17 protein-coding genes are annotated in these 16,050 nt (G+C 70.1%); 6 read left to right on the top strand and 11 right to left on the bottom strand.

Translation table 11 applies throughout. From position 1 onward, the window contains the following. Positions 1-34 precede the first annotated feature (34 nt). Positions 35-268, bottom strand: coding sequence for a PTS sugar transporter subunit IIB (locus tag ACZ6Y1_RS24200; RefSeq protein WP_030009027.1), 234 nt, complete (start codon positions 266-268; stop codon positions 35-37). A gap of 213 nt (positions 269-481) precedes the next feature. On the opposite strand from ACZ6Y1_RS24200, the gene ACZ6Y1_RS24195 reads away from it, so the two are divergent. Beyond that, complete coding sequence (locus ACZ6Y1_RS24195) at positions 482-1,795, top strand: PTS transporter subunit EIIC (protein ID WP_469633402.1); 1,314 nt, start codon at positions 482-484, stop codon at positions 1,793-1,795. A 314-nt stretch (positions 1,796-2,109) separates the two neighbouring features. Then, on the top strand, positions 2,110-3,378 hold the full coding sequence (locus ACZ6Y1_RS24190) for a PTS transporter subunit EIIC (RefSeq protein WP_469633399.1): 1,269 nt from the start codon (positions 2,110-2,112) through the stop codon (positions 3,376-3,378). Between the two features lie 93 nt (positions 3,379-3,471). Here ACZ6Y1_RS24190 and ACZ6Y1_RS24185 read toward each other — a convergent pair whose 3' ends face one another. Then, a complete protein-coding gene (locus tag ACZ6Y1_RS24185) occupies positions 3,472-4,224 on the bottom strand; it encodes an MBL fold metallo-hydrolase (RefSeq protein WP_469633396.1) in 753 nt (250 codons plus the stop codon). A gap of 195 nt (positions 4,225-4,419) precedes the next feature. Here ACZ6Y1_RS24185 and ACZ6Y1_RS24180 point away from each other — a divergent pair, with 195 nt between their 5' ends. After that, positions 4,420-4,842: a hypothetical protein gene (locus tag ACZ6Y1_RS24180; protein ID WP_469633393.1), complete on the top strand. Its 423-nt coding sequence runs from the start codon at positions 4,420-4,422 to the stop codon at positions 4,840-4,842. 5 nt (positions 4,843-4,847) lie between these two features. Next, complete coding sequence (locus ACZ6Y1_RS24175) at positions 4,848-5,192, top strand: DUF488 domain-containing protein (RefSeq protein WP_469633576.1); 345 nt, start codon at positions 4,848-4,850, stop codon at positions 5,190-5,192. A 539-nt stretch (positions 5,193-5,731) separates the two neighbouring features. Here the strand turns inward: ACZ6Y1_RS24175 and ACZ6Y1_RS24170 are convergent. The 7 genes from ACZ6Y1_RS24170 to clpS all read right to left on the bottom strand — a co-directional run bounded on the left by ACZ6Y1_RS24170 (position 5,732) and on the right by clpS (position 10,485). Further along, positions 5,732-6,682, bottom strand: coding sequence for a PLP-dependent cysteine synthase family protein (locus ACZ6Y1_RS24170; RefSeq protein ID WP_469633390.1), 951 nt, complete (start codon positions 6,680-6,682; stop codon positions 5,732-5,734). Beyond that, a complete protein-coding gene (locus ACZ6Y1_RS24165; RefSeq protein WP_469633388.1) occupies positions 6,682-6,960 on the bottom strand; it encodes a MoaD/ThiS family protein in 279 nt (92 codons plus the stop codon). Before ACZ6Y1_RS24165 ends, ACZ6Y1_RS24170 begins: the two co-directional genes overlap by 1 nt. Positions 6,961-7,041: 81 nt before the next feature. Next, complete coding sequence (locus ACZ6Y1_RS24160) at positions 7,042-7,149, bottom strand: putative leader peptide (RefSeq protein WP_312847437.1); 108 nt, start codon at positions 7,147-7,149, stop codon at positions 7,042-7,044. 77 nt (positions 7,150-7,226) lie between these two features. Next, positions 7,227-7,649, bottom strand: coding sequence for a M67 family metallopeptidase (locus ACZ6Y1_RS24155; RefSeq protein ID WP_469633385.1), 423 nt, complete (start codon positions 7,647-7,649; stop codon positions 7,227-7,229). A 77-nt stretch (positions 7,650-7,726) separates the two neighbouring features. Continuing rightward, positions 7,727-9,166, bottom strand: a complete 1,440-nt coding sequence (locus ACZ6Y1_RS24150; RefSeq protein WP_469633382.1) for an amino acid permease — start codon at positions 9,164-9,166, stop codon at positions 7,727-7,729. A 399-nt stretch (positions 9,167-9,565) separates the two neighbouring features. Beyond that, on the bottom strand, positions 9,566-10,171 hold the full coding sequence (locus ACZ6Y1_RS24145) for a DUF2017 domain-containing protein (protein ID WP_469633379.1): 606 nt from the start codon (positions 10,169-10,171) through the stop codon (positions 9,566-9,568). Then, positions 10,171-10,485 (bottom strand): ATP-dependent Clp protease adapter ClpS, encoded by a 315-nt coding sequence (clpS, locus tag ACZ6Y1_RS24140; RefSeq protein ID WP_376658539.1) that lies wholly within the window; start codon positions 10,483-10,485, stop codon positions 10,171-10,173. The genes ACZ6Y1_RS24145 and clpS overlap by 1 nt, the downstream gene beginning before the upstream one ends. An 80-nt stretch (positions 10,486-10,565) precedes the next feature. On the opposite strand from clpS, the gene ACZ6Y1_RS24135 reads away from it, so the two are divergent. Together ACZ6Y1_RS24135 and ACZ6Y1_RS24130 are read left to right on the top strand one after the other, a co-directional pair. Continuing rightward, positions 10,566-11,894 carry a nicotinate phosphoribosyltransferase gene (locus ACZ6Y1_RS24135; RefSeq protein WP_469633374.1) on the top strand — a complete coding sequence of 443 codons (1,329 nt, stop codon included), beginning with the start codon at positions 10,566-10,568 and terminating at the stop codon, positions 11,892-11,894. 353 nt (positions 11,895-12,247) lie between these two features. After that, entirely contained in the window at positions 12,248-12,850 is a 603-nt protein-coding gene (locus ACZ6Y1_RS24130; protein ID WP_469633371.1) for an isochorismatase family protein, read from the top strand. On the opposite strand, the gene ACZ6Y1_RS24125 is transcribed toward ACZ6Y1_RS24130, so the two are convergent. Both ACZ6Y1_RS24125 and ACZ6Y1_RS24120 read right to left on the bottom strand, forming a co-directional pair. After that, positions 12,847-13,191: a hypothetical protein gene (locus ACZ6Y1_RS24125; protein ID WP_384595964.1), complete on the bottom strand. Its 345-nt coding sequence runs from the start codon at positions 13,189-13,191 to the stop codon at positions 12,847-12,849. The genes ACZ6Y1_RS24130 and ACZ6Y1_RS24125 overlap by 4 nt on opposite strands. Positions 13,192-13,261: 70 nt before the next feature. Further along, complete coding sequence (locus ACZ6Y1_RS24120; protein ID WP_469633573.1) at positions 13,262-15,616, bottom strand: immune inhibitor A domain-containing protein; 2,355 nt, start codon at positions 15,614-15,616, stop codon at positions 13,262-13,264. Positions 15,617-16,050: the final 434 nt, after the last annotated feature.

Here is a 16,050-nt window from a genome sequence, read left to right as displayed (position 1 = left end):
TGCGCCCGGCTCCCCTGGGAGCCGGCGTCAGGGCTCACATCATGTCTTCGATGTCGGCGGCGATCGGGTCGGCGTCGGTGCCGATGACGACCTGGATGGCCGTGCCCATCTTCACGACGCCGTGGGCGCCGGCGGCCTTGAGGGCGGCTTCGTCGACGAGGTCGGGGTTGATGACCTCGGTGCGCAGGCGCGTGATGCAGCCCTCGACCTCTTCGATGTTCTCGATACCGCCGAGCCCGGCGACGATCTTCTCAGCCTTGGTGGCCATGTGTTTCTCCCTGAGTCATACGAAGAACGAGTCTCGGCGGCACCGATGCGGTCCGTTTCGTCACCGTAACGCACGGTTGGCCCATCTTCGCGGGCGCGCGTCCACTGTCTGACGAATCATGACGATCAGCAGCAACCTGCCCCACAACTGGTCTACACCAGTGTGCCGCACGTGCCGCGACAGCCAAAAACGGGCCGGTCAGGGAGGACGCGGATGAGCGCGAGCAGCGCCGCAGGAGCGCCACAGGCGACGCCGGAGACGAAGTGGTGGAACGGGCTGTTCCAGGGGCTGCAGAAGATGGGGCGCAGCCTCCAGCTCCCGATCGCCGTGCTGCCCGCGGCGGGCATCCTGAACCGGCTGGGGCAGCCGGACGTCTTCGGTTCCAAGGGGCTGGGCTGGGACGATGTCGCCAAGATCATGGCGGGCGCGGGCGGCGCGCTGCTCGACCCCGACCTCGGCCTGCCCCTCCTCTTCTGCATCGGCGTCGCCATCGGCATGGCCAAGAAGGCGGACGGCTCGACCGCCCTGGCGGCGGTGACCGGCTTCCTCGTCTACCGCGGGGTGCTGCACGCGTTCCAGAAGCCGTGCCCGGCGGGTACCAAGGACATCGGCGGCGGCTGCCTGGGGCCGAACGACACGTTCGTCTCGTACACGTACCAGAATCCCGGCGTCTTCGGCGGCATCATCATGGGCCTGCTGGCGGCCTGGTTCTGGCAGCGCTACCACCGGGTGAAGCTGGTGGACTGGCTGGGCTTCTTCAACGGGCGGCGGCTCGTCCCGATCATCATGTCCTTCGTGGCGATCGGTTTCGCCGTGATCTGCCTGTGGGTCTGGCCGCCGGTCGGTGACGCGCTGGAGAGCTTCTCGGACTGGCTGGTGGGCCTGGGCTCCTGGGGGGCGGGCATCTTCGGCGTCGCGAACCGCGCGCTGCTGGTGATCGGCCTGCACCAGTTCCTGAACGTGCCGGTGTGGTTCCAGTTCGGCAGCTACACCACGCCGGACGGGAAGACCGTGCACGGTGACATCAACATGTTCCTGAACGGCGACCCGGATGCGGGCATGTTCCTCTCGGGCTTCTTCCCGATCATGATGTTCGCCCTCCCGGCGGCGGCCCTGGCCATGACGCACTGCGCGAAGCCGCTGCGGCGCAAGGAGATCGGCGGTCTGATGCTGTCGGTGGGCCTGACCTCGTTCGTCACGGGCATCACGGAGCCGCTGGAGTACTCGTTCCTGTTCGTGGCGCCGGCGCTGTACGTGGTCCACGCGGTGCTGACGGGTGTGTCGATGGCGGTGACGTGGGCGCTGGGCGTGCACGACGGGTTCAGCTTCTCGGCGGGCCTGATCGACTACGTCATCAACTGGGGGCTGGCGACGAAGCCGTGGCTGATCATCCCGATCGGCCTGTGCTTCGCGGTCGTCTATTACGTGATCTTCCGTTTCGCGATCACGAAGTTCGACATTCCGACGCCGGGGCGGGAGTCGGACGAGGAGATCGCGGCGATGCAGGCGGAGAACACCAAGGCGTAGGCGCCCGTACGGCGGGCGGGCCCTTCGGCCCGCGTCGAAGGCCCTCGGACCACCGGTTCCGGGGGCCTTTGCCATGTCCGGATGTCCGGCGGGCCCGACAGGGGGCGGCGACACGCCGAGTGTGGTGTAGACCACAGGAAATCGAAGGTTCCTTATCTATCCCTCACCGTGCTACAACTGGTCTACACCACCGATTGGTGTAGACCACGCGGGCCCGGGCGCGGATGCGCGCTCCGGCCCCGGGCCACCTTTCCGAGACGTCGCCATCCCCCTTCTTTGTCCCCGGGCGGCGCCTTGCCCAATGGAGGAACCACATGTCCACAGCGACGGCTGCGGAAAAGAAGAAGGGCGCTGGCGTGATGGCCGTCATGCAGCGCATCGGCCGGAGCCTCATGCTCCCCGTTGCCGTGCTGCCTGCCGGCGCGCTCCTGCTCCGCCTGGGCGCGGACGACATGCTCGGGAAGGACACCTTCCCGACTTTCGTCAACAAGATCGCCGGCTACATGGCCGCCGGTGGTGGCGCGATCCTCGACAACATGGCGCTGCTGTTCGCCGTGGGCATCGCGATCGGCTTCGCGAAGAAGTCGGACGGCTCCACCGCCCTGGCCGCCGTCACCGGTTACCTGGTCTTCCAGAAGGTCCTCGCGACCTTCACCGACAGCAACCTGCCGAAGGTGGCGAAGGTCGTCGGCGGCAAGATCGTCGAGGTGGACGCCCCGGTCAACGCCGGTGTGCTCGGCGGTGTCGTGATGGGCATCATCACCGCCCTGCTCTACCAGAAGTTCTACCGGACCAAGCTGCCGGACTGGGCGGGCTTCTTCGGCGGCCGCCGCCTGGTTCCGATCCTCTCCGCCTTCGCGGGTCTGGTCACCGGCATCGTCTTCGGTCTCATCTGGCCGGTCCTCGGCTCCGCCCTGCACGGCTTCGGTACCTGGCTGACCGGCTCGGGCGCCGTCGGCGCGGGCCTCTTCGGTGTCGCCAACCGTGCGCTGATCCCGATCGGCATGCACCACCTCCTGAACTCCTTCCCGTGGTTCCAGGCCGGCTCCTTCGACACCCCGACCGGTGCCGTCCACGGTGACATCGGCCGCTTCCTCGCCGGTGACCCGACCGCCGGACAGTTCATGACCGGCTTCTTCCCGATCATGATGTTCGCCCTCCCTGCGGCCTGCCTCGCGATCGTCCACTGCGCCCGCCCCGAGCGCCGCAAGGTCGTCGGCGGCATGATGTTCTCCCTCGCGCTCACCGCCTTCGTGACCGGTGTGACCGAGCCGATCGAGTTCACCTTCATGTTCATCGCCCCGGTCCTCTACGCGATCCACGCGGTCCTCACCGGTGTCTCCATGGCGCTGACCTGGGCCCTCGGCATGCGCGACGGCTTCGGCTTCTCCGCCGGTGCGGTCGACTTCCTGCTGAACCTCGGCATCGCCGACAACCCGTGGGGCCTGGCCGGTGTCGGCCTGTGCTTCGCGGCGGTCTACTACTTCGTCTTCCGCTTCGCGATCACCAAGTGGAACCTCCCGACGCCGGGCCGCGAGTCCGACGAGGAGCTCGCCGAGCTGGCGAAGGCCGAGGCCAAGTAGGCCTCACCGCCCGTACGACGGAGCCCCCGCTCTCCCGGAAGGGAGGGCGGGGGCTTTCGCGTGGGTACGTACGTGCGTGCGTGCGAGGGCTGCTCAGACCTCGTAGACCGCGCCCGCGTACGCCAGGTCGACGCGGCCGTCGAAGGCGGCGCGGGCGTCGGCCAGGTTCTGCTGGGGGTCCGTCCACGGCGGGATGTGGGTGAGGACGAGCCGCCCGACACCGCCCGCGTGCGCGTACTCGCCGGCTTCCCGGCCGTTGAGGTGCAGGTCCGGGATGTCCTCCTTGCCGTGCGTGAAGGAGGCCTCGCACAGGAAGAGGTCGGTGCCCTCGGCGAGGCGGGCCAGCTCGGGGCAGGTGCCCGTGTCACCGGAGTACGTCAGCGAGCGGCCGCCGTGCTCGACGCGGATCCCGTACGCCTCCACGGGGTGGCTCACCCGCTCGGTGCGGACCTGGAACGGGCCGATCTCGAAACTGCCGGGCTTCAGGGTCCGGAAGTCGAAGACCTCGCTCATCGAGCGCTCGTCGGGGACGTCGTCGTACGCGGTCGTCAGGCGCTTCTCGGTGCCCTCGGGACCGTAGACGGGGATGGTGCCGCAGCGGCCGCCCTCGTGCCGGTAGAAGCGGGCGACGAAGTACGCGCACATGTCGATGCAGTGGTCGGCGTGCAGATGGCTCAGGAAGATCGCGTCGAGGTCGTAGAGACCGATGTGGCGCTGGAGCTCGCCGAGGGCGCCGTTGCCCATGTCGAGGAGCAGCCGGAAGCCGTCGGCCTCTACGAGGTAGCTCGAACAGGCCGATTCCGCGGACGGGAACGACCCCGAACAGCCGACGACGGTGAGCTTCATGGAGCGTGAACCTCCGAGGACGGTCCGTGGACGGAATGCGGGCCGTGCGTGGGTCGAGCGTAAGGCGCGAATCGGCCGGTCGCTCCTCCGCGGCAGGCCGTTGTGGGGGGAATCACCTGCGCTGTCACCCGGGGGAGCGACGCGGGGCACGGGCGTTGCCGTGCCGGGTGCGGGCGGCGCGGCTACGGTCGAACCATGGACACGTCCTGGTGGCCCGCGGTGGCCGCGGTCGTGGCCGTCGCGCTGGTGGTGCTGGTCGCCGGTCGCCGCCGGCCGGGCGGCTCCCGCCGGACTCCCCCGGCGCACGGCGCGGGGCCGCCGCCCCGGCCGCGCTCGGGCGAGCTGTGGCGGCTGAGGGACGGCCGTACGTGCCTGGTCCTGGCGGCGGAGTCGGTACGCGGCCACCGTGCGCGGGTCGCGTGGATCACCGGGAAGTACGACGACCGGCGGGCCGGGGTGATCCCGCTGCCGCCGGGGACGCTGCGGGCACAGGGCCGCGCAAGCTTCCTGGAGGCGGACCGGCCGGCGGAGGTGTCGGTGTGGGAGTTCCAGGAGCGGGTGGGGATGCTGGATCCCGCGATCTGGGACGAGATCAAGGGACTGGGAGGCGGCCGGTGACGCGGGTGATCAGACTGCGGCGGGTGTACGACGCGCCGGAGCCGGCGGAGGACGGCGTACGGGTGCTCGTGGACCGGCTGTGGCCGCGGGGGCTGTCGAAGGAGGCGGCGGGCGTAGACGAGTGGCCGAAGGCGGTGACGCCTTCGGCGGAGCTGCGGAAGTGGTTCCACGGGGGCGGCTCCGCGGAGGAGTTCCGGCGGCGGTACGAGGCGGAGCTGGCGGAGCCGGGGGCGGTGGCGGAGCTGGGCCGCCTGCGGCGGCTTGCGGATGGGGGCCCGCTGACGCTGCTGACCGCGGTGCGGGACCCTGCGGGGAGCCACGCCGCGATCCTGGCGGAGCACCTGTCCTGACCTGCCACCGCCGGGCCGTACGGCCGCGGCCCACCTCGGGCTCCGCCCCCGGACCCCGGGGGCCGGGCGGCCGCGGCTCGGCCGCCGCTGCGGCTCGCCTCGGGCTCCGCCCCCAAACCCCGCTCCTCAAACCCCGGAGGGGCTGGGCGGCCGCGGCCCGGCCGCCGGTGCGGCTCAAGGACCTGGGGCTCCGCCCCAGACCCCGCTCCTCAAACGCCGGAGGGGCTGTAATTGCCCTGCGGGCGGCAGCGGCCAAAATCCAGCCCCTCCGGCGTTTGAGGAGCCGCCGGAGGCAGATCCGCCGCCGGTGAGGCGCCGCCGGGGGCAGATACAGCCTCGCCGGCGTTTGAGGCGCGGAGTGCGGGGCGGAGCCCCGGCAGCGGCGGCGCAGGGTGCGGGGCCGAGCCCGGCGGCGGCGGGGGGTGTGGGGCGGAGCCCGGCGGCGGCGCGGGGTGTGGGGCGGAGCCCCGGTAGCGGCGGTGCGGGGTGTGGGGCGGCCCCGGGCACGGGGGGTGCCGCGGGGCCGGGGCGCCGGGCGGTTAGGCCCAGAGCTGGCCCTGGAGGACTTCGATCGCTTCCTCCGTCGTCGCCGCCGTGTACACGCCGGTCGACAGGTACTTCCAGCCGCCGTCGGCCACGACGAAGACGATGTCCGCCGACTCGCCGGCCGCGACCGCCTTGCGGCCCACGCCGATCGCGGCGTGCAGCGCGGCGCCCGTGGAGACGCCCGCGAAGATGCCCTCCAGCTGGAGGAGTTCGCGGGTGCGGGTGACCGCGTCGGCGGAGCCCACCGAGAAGCGGGTGGTGAGCACCGAGGCGTCGTAGAGCTCCGGGACGAAGCCCTCGTCGAGGTTGCGCAGGCCGTAGACGAGGTCGTCGTAGCGGGGCTCCGCCGCGACGATCTTCACGCCCTCCGCGTGCTCCCGCAGGTAGCGGCCGACGCCCATCAGGGTGCCGGTCGTGCCCAGGCCCGCCACGAAGTGGGTGATCGAGGGCAGGTCGGCGAGGATCTCCGGGCCCGTGGTGGCGTAGTGGGCGCCCGCGTTGTCCGGGTTGCCGTACTGGTAGAGCATCACCCAGTCCGGGTGCTCGGCCGCCAGTTCCTTCGCGACGCGCACCGCGGTGTTCGAGCCGCCCGCCGCGGGCGAAGAGATGATCTCGGCTCCCCACATGGCCAGCAGGTCCCGGCGCTCCTGGGAGGTGTTCTCCGGCATCACGCAGACGATGCGGTAGCCCTTGAGCTTGGCCGCCATCGCCAGGGAGATACCGGTGTTGCCCGAGGTCGGTTCCAGGATGGTGCAGCCGGGGTAGAGGCGGCCGGACTTCTCGGCCTGCTCGACCATGTGGAGCGCGGGGCGGTCCTTGATCGAGCCGGTCGGGTTGCGGTCCTCCAGCTTGGCCCAGATGCGGACGTCCTCGGACGGCGACAGCCGGGGCAGCCGGACCAGGGGCGTGTTGCCCACCGCGGCCAGCGGGGAGTCGTAACGCATCAGACAGCGCCGCCGGCCACGGCCGGGAGGATGGTGACGTTGTCGCCGTCCTTGAGCGCGGTGGAGATGCCCTCGAGGAAGCGGACGTCCTCGTCGTTGAGGTAGACGTTCACGAAGCGGCGCAGCTGCCCGCCGTCGACGATGCGCTCCTCGATGCCCTTGTGGCGGGTCTCCAGGTCGGCGAAGAGCTCGGCGAGGGTGGCGCCTTCGCCGTTCACGGACTTCTCGCCGTCGGTGTAGGTGCGGAGGATGGTCGGGATGCGGACCTCGATGGCCATGGCAGGCTCCAGTGTCGTGAAGGGGCGAGGAAGTGTGTGGGCGCGCGTTGGTGCGGCCCCCGCGCGGAAGGGGCCCGGTGCTCAGACGGCAGGACAGATGGCGCTGGCGAGGCGGCACAGGTCGACGTGCAGCCGCGCCACGAGCAGCAGCCTGCCGGGCGTCTCGATGCTCACGTCGTGGGAAACCATGCGGTCATGTTAACGATTCCCGGTCCCCCGTTTGGAGTGTGATCCCGCATCGTGGACGCAGACTGCTCACATAGTGGTCAGTAGGTGGCTACGACCTGCACTTCTTCCTCCGTGATCACGCCGTCGACGATCCGGTACGAGCGGAACTGGAACTCGCCGAGGCCGTCCTTGTCCGCCGTGGAGACGAGGACGTAGTGGGCGCCGGGCTCGTTGGCGTAGGTGACGTCCGTGCGCGAGGGGTAGGCCTCGGTCGCGGTGTGCGAGTGGTAGACGATCACCGGCTCCTCGTCGCGGTCGTCCAGCTCGCGGTAGAGCTTCAGCAGGTCCTTCGAGTCGAACTCGTAGAACGTGGGCGACCGGGCGGCGTTGAGCATCGGGATGAACCGCTCGGGCCGGCCGGTGCCCGCCGGGCCGGCCACGACGCCGCACGCCTCGTCGGGGTGGTCCTGGCGGGCGTGCTCGACGATCTGGTCGTACAGGGCCTGGGTGAGGGTCAGCATGAGCGACAGGATAAGCAGACGGGCCCTTCCGTACCGAGGTGTGGTACGGAAGGGCCCGAATGGTGGACAGGGTGCCGCTACGAGGCCTTGGTGAAGGCGGCGGCACGCGGGTCGCGGGACTTCAGGGCCAGGTAGGACAGGCCCAGGATCAGGCCCCACAGCGGGGCGCAGTAGAGCGAGACCCGGGAGTCCTTGTCCATGCCCATCATCACGATGACCATGGCGATGAAGGCGAGGGAGACGTAGCTGGTGTACGGGGCGCCGGGCGTCTTGAACGGGGAGGCGGGCAGCTCGCCGCGGTCGGCCCTGGCGCGGTAGCGGATCTGGCAGACCAGGATCACGATCCAGGCCCACATGCCGGAGATGGTGGCGAAGGAGACGACGTAGTCGAAGGCCTTGCCGGGGGCGACGTAGTTGATCCAGACGCCGACGAGCATCAGCGAGGCCGAGAAGGTGGTGCCGATGAGCGGGGTGCCGTTCTTCGTCAGCTTGGTGAAGACCTTCGGGCCCTGGCCGTTGAGCGCGAGGTCGCGCAGCATGCGGCCGGTGGAGTACATGCCCGAGTTGCAGGAGGAGAGCGCGGCGGTCAGGACGACGAAGTTGACGATCGCGGCGCCGATGCCGAGGCCCATCTTCTCGAAGGCGGCGACGAAGGGGCTGACGCCCGGCTGGAACTCGTGCCAGGGGACGACCGACAGGATCATGATCAGGGCGCCGACGTAGAAGACGGCGATGCGCCACGGCACGGTGTTGATGGCCTTGGGCAGGGTCTTCTCGGGGTCCTTGGACTCGCCGGCGGTGACGCCGACCAGTTCCACGGCGAGGAACGCGAAGACCACGATCTGCAGGGTCATCAGGGTGCCGCCGATGCCCTTGGGGAAGAACCCGCCGTCGTTCCACAGGTTGGAGACGGAGGCGGTGGCGGCGGCGTCGGAGAAGCCGATGGTGAGGATGCCCGCGCAGATAAGGATCATGCCGACGATGGCGGTGACCTTGACCATCGAGAACCAGAACTCCAGCTCGCCGAAGAGCTTCACGGAGATGAGGTTCGCGGCGTAGAGGACGACCGTGAAGATCAGCGCGTACGCCCACTGCGGGAAGGCGTCGCCGGTCCAGTAGGACATGTACTTGGCCGCGGCCGTCACCTCGGTGATGCCGGTGACCACCCAGAACAGCCAGTACGTCCAGCCGGTGGCGTAGCCCCAGAAGGGGCCGAGGAACTCGCGTGCGTAGTCGGAGAACGACCCCGCGACCGGGCGGTACATGAGCAGTTCGCCCAGGGCCCGCATGATGAAGAAGATGATCACGCCGACGATGGCGTAGGCCAGGATCAGGCTCGGTCCGGCCTTGGAGATGGCCTTGCCGGCACCGAGGAAGAGGCCGGTGCCGATGGCTCCGCCGATCGCGATCATCTGGATCTGGCGGGCGCCGAGCGCGCGGTGGTATCCCTCGCCGCCCTCGGCCGGTGCGCCCTCGCCGGGCGTCCTGTCGTTCTGCTCGACCTGCACAGAGGTCATGTTTTGGTGCGCCTTTCTCCACGCCGACCCGCGCCTTCATTGGCTGCGGATCGGGTCCTCGATCCCCCCGGATACGGATGGAGCTGCACGCCGGCGATCAGCCGGTTCAAGCGGGCCGCGGAACAGGGGTGCGTCCCGGCGGTCGTGAAGATTTATCACGCCATTACGGGCGGCCGAGGGGGCGGAATGTGACGCAGGACACCGGAAATCCGGGACAAGGGTGCAGAAATGCATCAGATCACCGCAGCGCGGTGATCTGATCGTTATCCGGATTTGAGCGTCCGCTGAGCGAACGATGTGGTGGTTTGAGGCTCCCCTGAGGGTCCCCGGGGGGTCCCTGGGGGGTCCCGGGGGGTCCCTGGGGGGCCTCCAAGCGCCCTGGGGATGCCCGGTCCCCCCTCAGAGGGTTTCGATGAGGGTCTCCTGGAGGCCGCCCAGCCAGAGGTAGGCCATCACCATCGGCTTGCGCGGATCGTCGTCCGGCAGCCGGAAGAGCGCCGCGCTCTCGTCGTCCTCCGTGATGTCGAGGCGGGCCGCGATGGTCAGGCGCAGGTCGTTGAGCGCGCCGAGCCAGCGCAGCGGCAGTTCGCCGGTCAGTTCCAGCACTGCCGCCCCGTCACCGGCCGGGGTGAGCCCGTCCAGGCTGCGTACGACGGAGAGGGCGTCCTCGCGCTTGCGCGTGCGCAGGTCGTTCTCGGTGAACCGGCGGAACTCAGCCGACCGGGCCTTCAGCTCGGCCGCGTCCACGCCCTCGTCGCCGCTGCCGTCCGGGGAGCCGTAGGCGTCGGGGAAGAGCCGGGCCAGCGCGGGGTCGGACGGGGGCTCCGAGGGCCCCTCGGCGAACAGCGCGGCCAGCGGGTCGGCGTCCTCGGCCGGCTCGGGCTCGCCGGGTCCGATCAGCTCCAGCAGCTGGACGGCCAGGGAGCGCAGGATGGAGATCTCGATCTCGTCCAGTGCGATGGCGGCGCCGCCGCCCTTCAGTGCTTCGAAGGTCCCGCCGCCCATCAGACGCGGTCCTGCGAAAGGGTCGCCCACAGGCCGTAGCCGTGCATGGCCTGCACGTCGCGCTCCATTTCCTCGCGGGTGCCGCTGGACACGACCGCCCGCCCCTTGTGATGGACGTCGAGCATCAGCTTGTGCGCCACGTCCTTCGAATAGCCGAAGTACGCCTGGAACACGTACGCCACGTAGCTCATGAGGTTGACCGGGTCGTTGTGCACCAGGGTCACCCAGGGGACGTCGGGTTCGGGGACCGCGAAGGTCTCTTCGGCCGACTCGGTGCGTTCGATCTCAATGGGAGCAACACTCACTCGTCCCATGCTGCCACCGTAACGGGGTCGTCGCACAAACGGGTCCTACATCTCGTCACTTTGACGAAATGTGCGCTAGCATCCCTGTCATGAACCCTGCGGACCTGGGCCTGCCGGTGGACGTGCCGTCGACAGCGCTCTTCACGGACCATTACGAGCTGACGATGCTGCAGGCCGCCCTGGCCAACGGCACCGCCGACCGCCGCTCGGTCTTCGAGGTATTCACCCGGCGGCTGCCCGAGGGACGGCGCTACGGCGTCGTCGCCGGCACCGGCCGGGTGCTCGACGCGGTGGAGAACTTCCGCTTCGACGGCGCGGTGCTGGAGTTCCTGCGCGAGCGGGCCGTCGTCGACATGCGGACGCTGGACTGGCTGGCCTCGTACCGCTTCTCGGGCGACATCTGGGGCTACCCGGAGGGGGAGGTCTACTTCCCCGGCTCGCCGATCCTGCGGGTCGAGGGCAGCTTCGCCGAGTGCGTGCTGCTGGAGACGGTGATCCTGTCGATCCTGAACCACGACTCGGCGATCGCGGCCGCCGCCTCCCGGATGTCCTCGGCGGCGGGCGACCGGCCGCTGATCGAGATGGGCGCGCGGCGCACCCACGAGCTGGCGGCGGTCGCCGCGTCGCGGGCCGCGTACGTGGGCGGTTTCGCCTCCACCTCGGACCTGGCGGCCGGCTTCCGCTACGGGATCCCGACGGTGGGCACGAGCGCGCACGCCTTCACGCTGGTCCACGACAGCGAGCGGGACGCCTTCACGGCGCAGGTCGCTTCGCTGGGCCGCGGAACCACCCTGCTGGTGGACACGTACGACGTCGCCGAGGCGGTCCGTACGGCCGTCGAGGTGGCCGGCACGGAGCTGGGCGCGGTCCGCATCGACTCGGGCGACCTGCTGCTGGTGGCGCACCGGGTGCGGCAGCAGCTGGACGAACTGGGGGCGGCCTCGACGAAGATCGTGGTCACCTCGGACCTGGACGAGTACGCGATCGCCTCGCTGGCGGCCGCGCCGGTGGACGCGTACGGGGTGGGCACGCAGCTGGTGACGGGCAGCGGGCAGCCGACGTGCTCGATGGTCTACAAGCTGGTCGCGCGGGCCGCCTCGGCGGACCCCAAGGCGGCGCTGGCGCCGGTGGCGAAGAAGTCCACGGGCGGGAAGACGTCCATCGGGGGCCGCAAGTGGGCTGCCCGCCGGGTGGATGCGGAGGGGGTCGCCGAGGCGGAGGTCGTCGGGACCGGGCCGGTCCCGTCCGCCCTGGCCGACCGGCAGCTCCTGGTCCAGCTGGTCAAGGCCGGCGAGGTGATCGGCCGTGAGCCGCTGGAGGCCGCGCGGGACCGGCACCGGGCGGCTCGCGCCGGCCTGCCCCTGTCCGCCACGCAGCTCTCCCGCGGCGAAGCCGTGCTCCCGACGGAGTACGTCTAGCCCCGCGGGCCGCCTCCCGGGGCACCGGCCCCGGCCCCCGCGCCTCACACGCCGGCGGGGCTGGACGCGGGCTGATGCCGCCCGGCCGGCGCGCCTCAGAGACCGGGGCTCCGCCCCGGACCCCGCTCCTCGAACGCCGGAGGGGCTGATTTCGGCCGGCCTGGACCTGGAAGTGCGCGCAGCGCAGCACCGGGGCCCGGAGGGCCGGTCGCCCCGCAGTGGCGGGCTCAGCCCCGCCGGCGTTTGAGGCGCGGGTCCGGGCAGAGCCCAGTTTCGGGAAGGGGCAGGGTGGGGGAAGAGCCCCCGCAGGGGCCCCGCCGCCGCAGCAACAGACCGAGCCGAAGGGCAACGCAATGCATCGCGCACTGATCGTCGTCGACGTACAGAACGACTTCTGCGAAGGCGGCAGCCTCGCGGTGGCCGGCGGCGCCGACGTGGCCGCCGCCGTCACCGAGTACATCGGCCAGGCCACCCCCGCCTACCGGCACGTCGTCGCCACCCGCGACCACCACGTGGACCCCGGGTCGCACTTCGCGCACCCCCCGGCGCAGCCGGACTACGAGACCTCCTGGCCCGTGCACTGCGTCGCCGGGACCGAGGGCGTCGGCTTCCACCCGAACTTCGCCCCCGCCGTGGCGTCGGGCGCCGTGGCGGCCGTGTTCGACAAGGGCGCCTACGAGGCCGCGTACAGCGGCTTCGAGGGCGCCGACGAGAACGGGGCCACGCTCGCCGAGTGGCTGCGCGCCCGCCACGTCACCGAGGTGGACGTGGTCGGCATCGCCACCGACCACTGCGTGAAGGCCACCGCCCTCGACGCCGCCCGCGCCGGCTTCACCACCCGCGTCCTGCTGGACCTGACGGCCGCCGTCGCCCCCCACACCACGGAACGGGCCCTGGAGGAGCTCCGGGCGGCCGGGGTGGACCTCGTGGGCGGGGGCAGGGCCGGCGCGGCCTAGGTGCCCAGCAGGGCCCGGATGGGGTGCCAGAGCTCCTGGGCCCGGTCGGGGGCCCCGCGCCACAGCAGGCCGTCCGGGTGGTGCAGGACGGCCGTGACCTCGTCGGGTGTCGGCGGGTGCGCGTTGCCCCGCAGGTACACGGCCCGCATGCCGAGGTTCCGCAGCCTGGTCAGGGCGCGGGCCCGGTTCGCGGCGTGTACGAGTACACGGACATTTCCGCCCTCTCCGGACGGCCTCGGCAGCGTGAGCGCGACCACCACACTGCCGCCTGGCAATCTGACGAAACCTCCACCGGGCACGGCTGTCATCTCCCCCGTCAATAAGAAACTCGTACCGCGCATCTAAACGCGATCGGCCGCCGCCCGCTAGAGGGCGACGACCGATCATGCTTTGACCTGCGGTTTTGCCGGATTACTTGACGGCGGGGGCGACCTCGACCGTCATGACCTCGCCGTCGTAGGTCTCCTTGACGATCTTGATCTTGGTGTTGGTGTCAGTGACCTTCACCGAGCCGGTCGGGTTCTCCTCGTACCAGTACTTGCCCTTGTGGTCGTCGAAGACCAGCTGGGCGGGCTTGGGCTTGAGGAAGAGCTCCTCACCGTTCTTGTGCAGCGTGATCGCGTCCGTCGAGTAGGCGCTGAAGGCCGCGTCGTACGGCTGGATCTTGTTGCGCAGCAGGGTGCCGTCGGCCCACTTCATGGGCTTGGCGTTGGCGTCGATCGGGAGGATCAGACCGGAGCCCGGGTGCTGGCTGGTGTTGTTGTCCTTCTGGGAGGTGTCCCAGAGCCAGATCAGCAGGCCGTCCTGGTAGGCGTAGTGCTCGACCCAGTTCGGCTTGGTGTTGGCGAAGCCGAAGTTGTACGGGCCCACCTTGAGGGTGGAGTCGTACGAGACGTAACGGCGGTTCTCGGCCAGGTAGTACTGGTCGTACTCCTTGGTGAAGCCGTTGCCGATGCGGGAGAAGCCCTTGCCGGTCCAGCCGTTGTCGCCGTTCTCGGCGCCGTCGGTGAACAGCGCGGAGCCGTCCGCGGTGAGGGTCATGGCGTCGGCGGTGAAGCCCTTGCCGCCCGCGCCGCCGTCCGTCTGGTAGCGGAAGCGGAGGTCGACCTTCTTGCCCGCGTAGGCGTCGAGCGGGAAGTTGAGGTTCTTCCAGGCGCCCGAGACACCGGTGAGCGACGGGCTGCCGGAGGCGTCGGCCGGGATGGCCGTGCCGTCGGCGGTACCCGCGAGGGCGGTCCAGGTGGCGCCGCCGTCGGTGGACACCTCGGTGTAGAGGTAGTCGTAGTCGGCCTCGATGTCCCACCAGCCCTTGAGGGACAGGGCGGCGGTCTTCTTGCCCGTCAGGTCGACCGACCGGGTGAGGGTGTTCTTGAGGTCGTCACCCATGTTGCTCCACCACTGGGTGGCGCCTTCGGCGGGTGCGACGACCTCGGTCTTGACCTGCTTCTTCGGCAGCTCGACGACCAGGGCCTGCTTGTCCTTGGTGTTGAACTCCGAAACGCCCAGCTTGTGGGTGGACTTCGTCGCGGCCTTGGCCTTGTCGTAGTTCAGCCAGCCCAGCTGGAGCTTGTCCCAGGCGGTCATGTCGCCCGGCATGTCGCCTATGGAGTCCTTGCCGGTGCCCAGCCAGGAGCCGGCCGACATCAGGGACCAGAAGCCGACCGAGTTCTCGCCGCCACCGGAGGTGTCGTAGAGGTCCGGCAGGCCGAGGTCGTGGCCGTACTCGTGCGCGAAGACGCCGAGGCCGCCGTTCTCGGGCTGCATCGTGTAGTCGCCGACCCAGATGCCGGTGTTGCCGATCTGGGTGCCGCCGGCCTTGTTGTTGGCCGGGCCGGTCTTGCCCGCGTCGGTGCCGTAGGCGTACCAGCGGTGCGCCCACAGGGCGTCCTTGCCCTGGACGCCGCCGCCGGCCGACTCGTCCTCGCCCGCGTGGACGATCTGGAAGTGGTCGATGTAGCCGTCGGGCTCGTTGAAGTTGCCGTCGCCGTCGAAGTCGTTGCGGTCCCACTGGTCGTACTGCGCCAGCTGGGCCTTGATCTGCTCGTCGGTCTTGCCGGCCTTCTTCTGGGCCTCGACCCAGGCGGTGACGCCGTCGCGGACGGTGTCCCACACGTTGCCGCAGTTGCTCTGGCCGCAGTAGTTCGAGCCGTAACGGGCCTCGTTGTACGGGACCTTGACCCAGTCGGCGACCTCACCGTCGACCGAGTAACGGCCCGAGGAGGTCTTCTCGTAGTAGGTCTTCAGCGAGTCCTTGCCCGAACCGGACGCGAAGTACAGGTCCTGGAAGTACTGGCGGCTGAAGTCCTTGCGCCAGGCCGTGCTGTTGTTGCTGGCACGGTCGGGCTGGGCGATCGTGTTGTGCAGCGGACCGGGGGTGCCGCCGTACTTCGGGACGGCCGGCTTGGGGCCGGGGCCGTCCGGGTCGAACATGGTCGTGTTGTCGACCTGGTCGCCGAACTCGACGAGGATCGTGAAGATCTTGTCGGTCTTCTCGCGGCCGAGCTCGACGTACTTCTTGTCGTCGAGCTTGACGACCTTGGAGGCGCCGCGCTGCTCGACGTTCTTCTTGCCCTGGAGGACCTGGTCCAGGGCGGCCTTGCGCTGGGCGGCGCGCTGCTCGCTGAACGGGCCCTTGAGGTCGTGCTCGACCACCTTCGAGGGGGCGGTCGGGTCCTGGCGGTCGGCGGCGGAGACGCTCGGACGGCTCTCCTGGGCCTGGGCCGCGGTGACGGCGAAGAAGGTGGCGCTCGTCGCACAAGCAGCCATGGTGACGCCGATGGCCACGGCGCGCATGGCGCGGCTCCTGGCGGAATTGCTGGTCACTTGATGTGTTCCCCTCCCGCGGCCGCATGGACGGTCGGAACGTCTCCATCGGAGCAGGGGGGTTCCGCGCGGCGCGCGTCTCAAGTGACGACATTTGACCGGACGGGCCGAAGAAAAGACAGACCTTGACTTGTTCCTTACAACTGCACTATGCGGTCAGCGAGTTCCGCTATCCGGACGTTCCGCTCCCATACGGGGCGAAGGGCGCTTCCCGGCCGGGCATTTGGCGCCTTCCGGGCCCGACTGGCCCCGTCGGCCGGGGAGGTGGTGAGAAAAATGACCCCCGTGCGCCCCCCGTGCTCCGGCACCGTGGGTTAGGTCACGCTTACTGGCGGTTCCGCTCGGGCATCTCCCGTCGTAGAGTCACTTGACGCGCG

This window comes from Streptomyces sp. NPDC053432, from assembly GCF_055585365.1.
The sequence above is the reverse complement of the archived record's forward strand: the minus strand, read 5'-3'. Positions and strand labels throughout refer to the sequence as shown.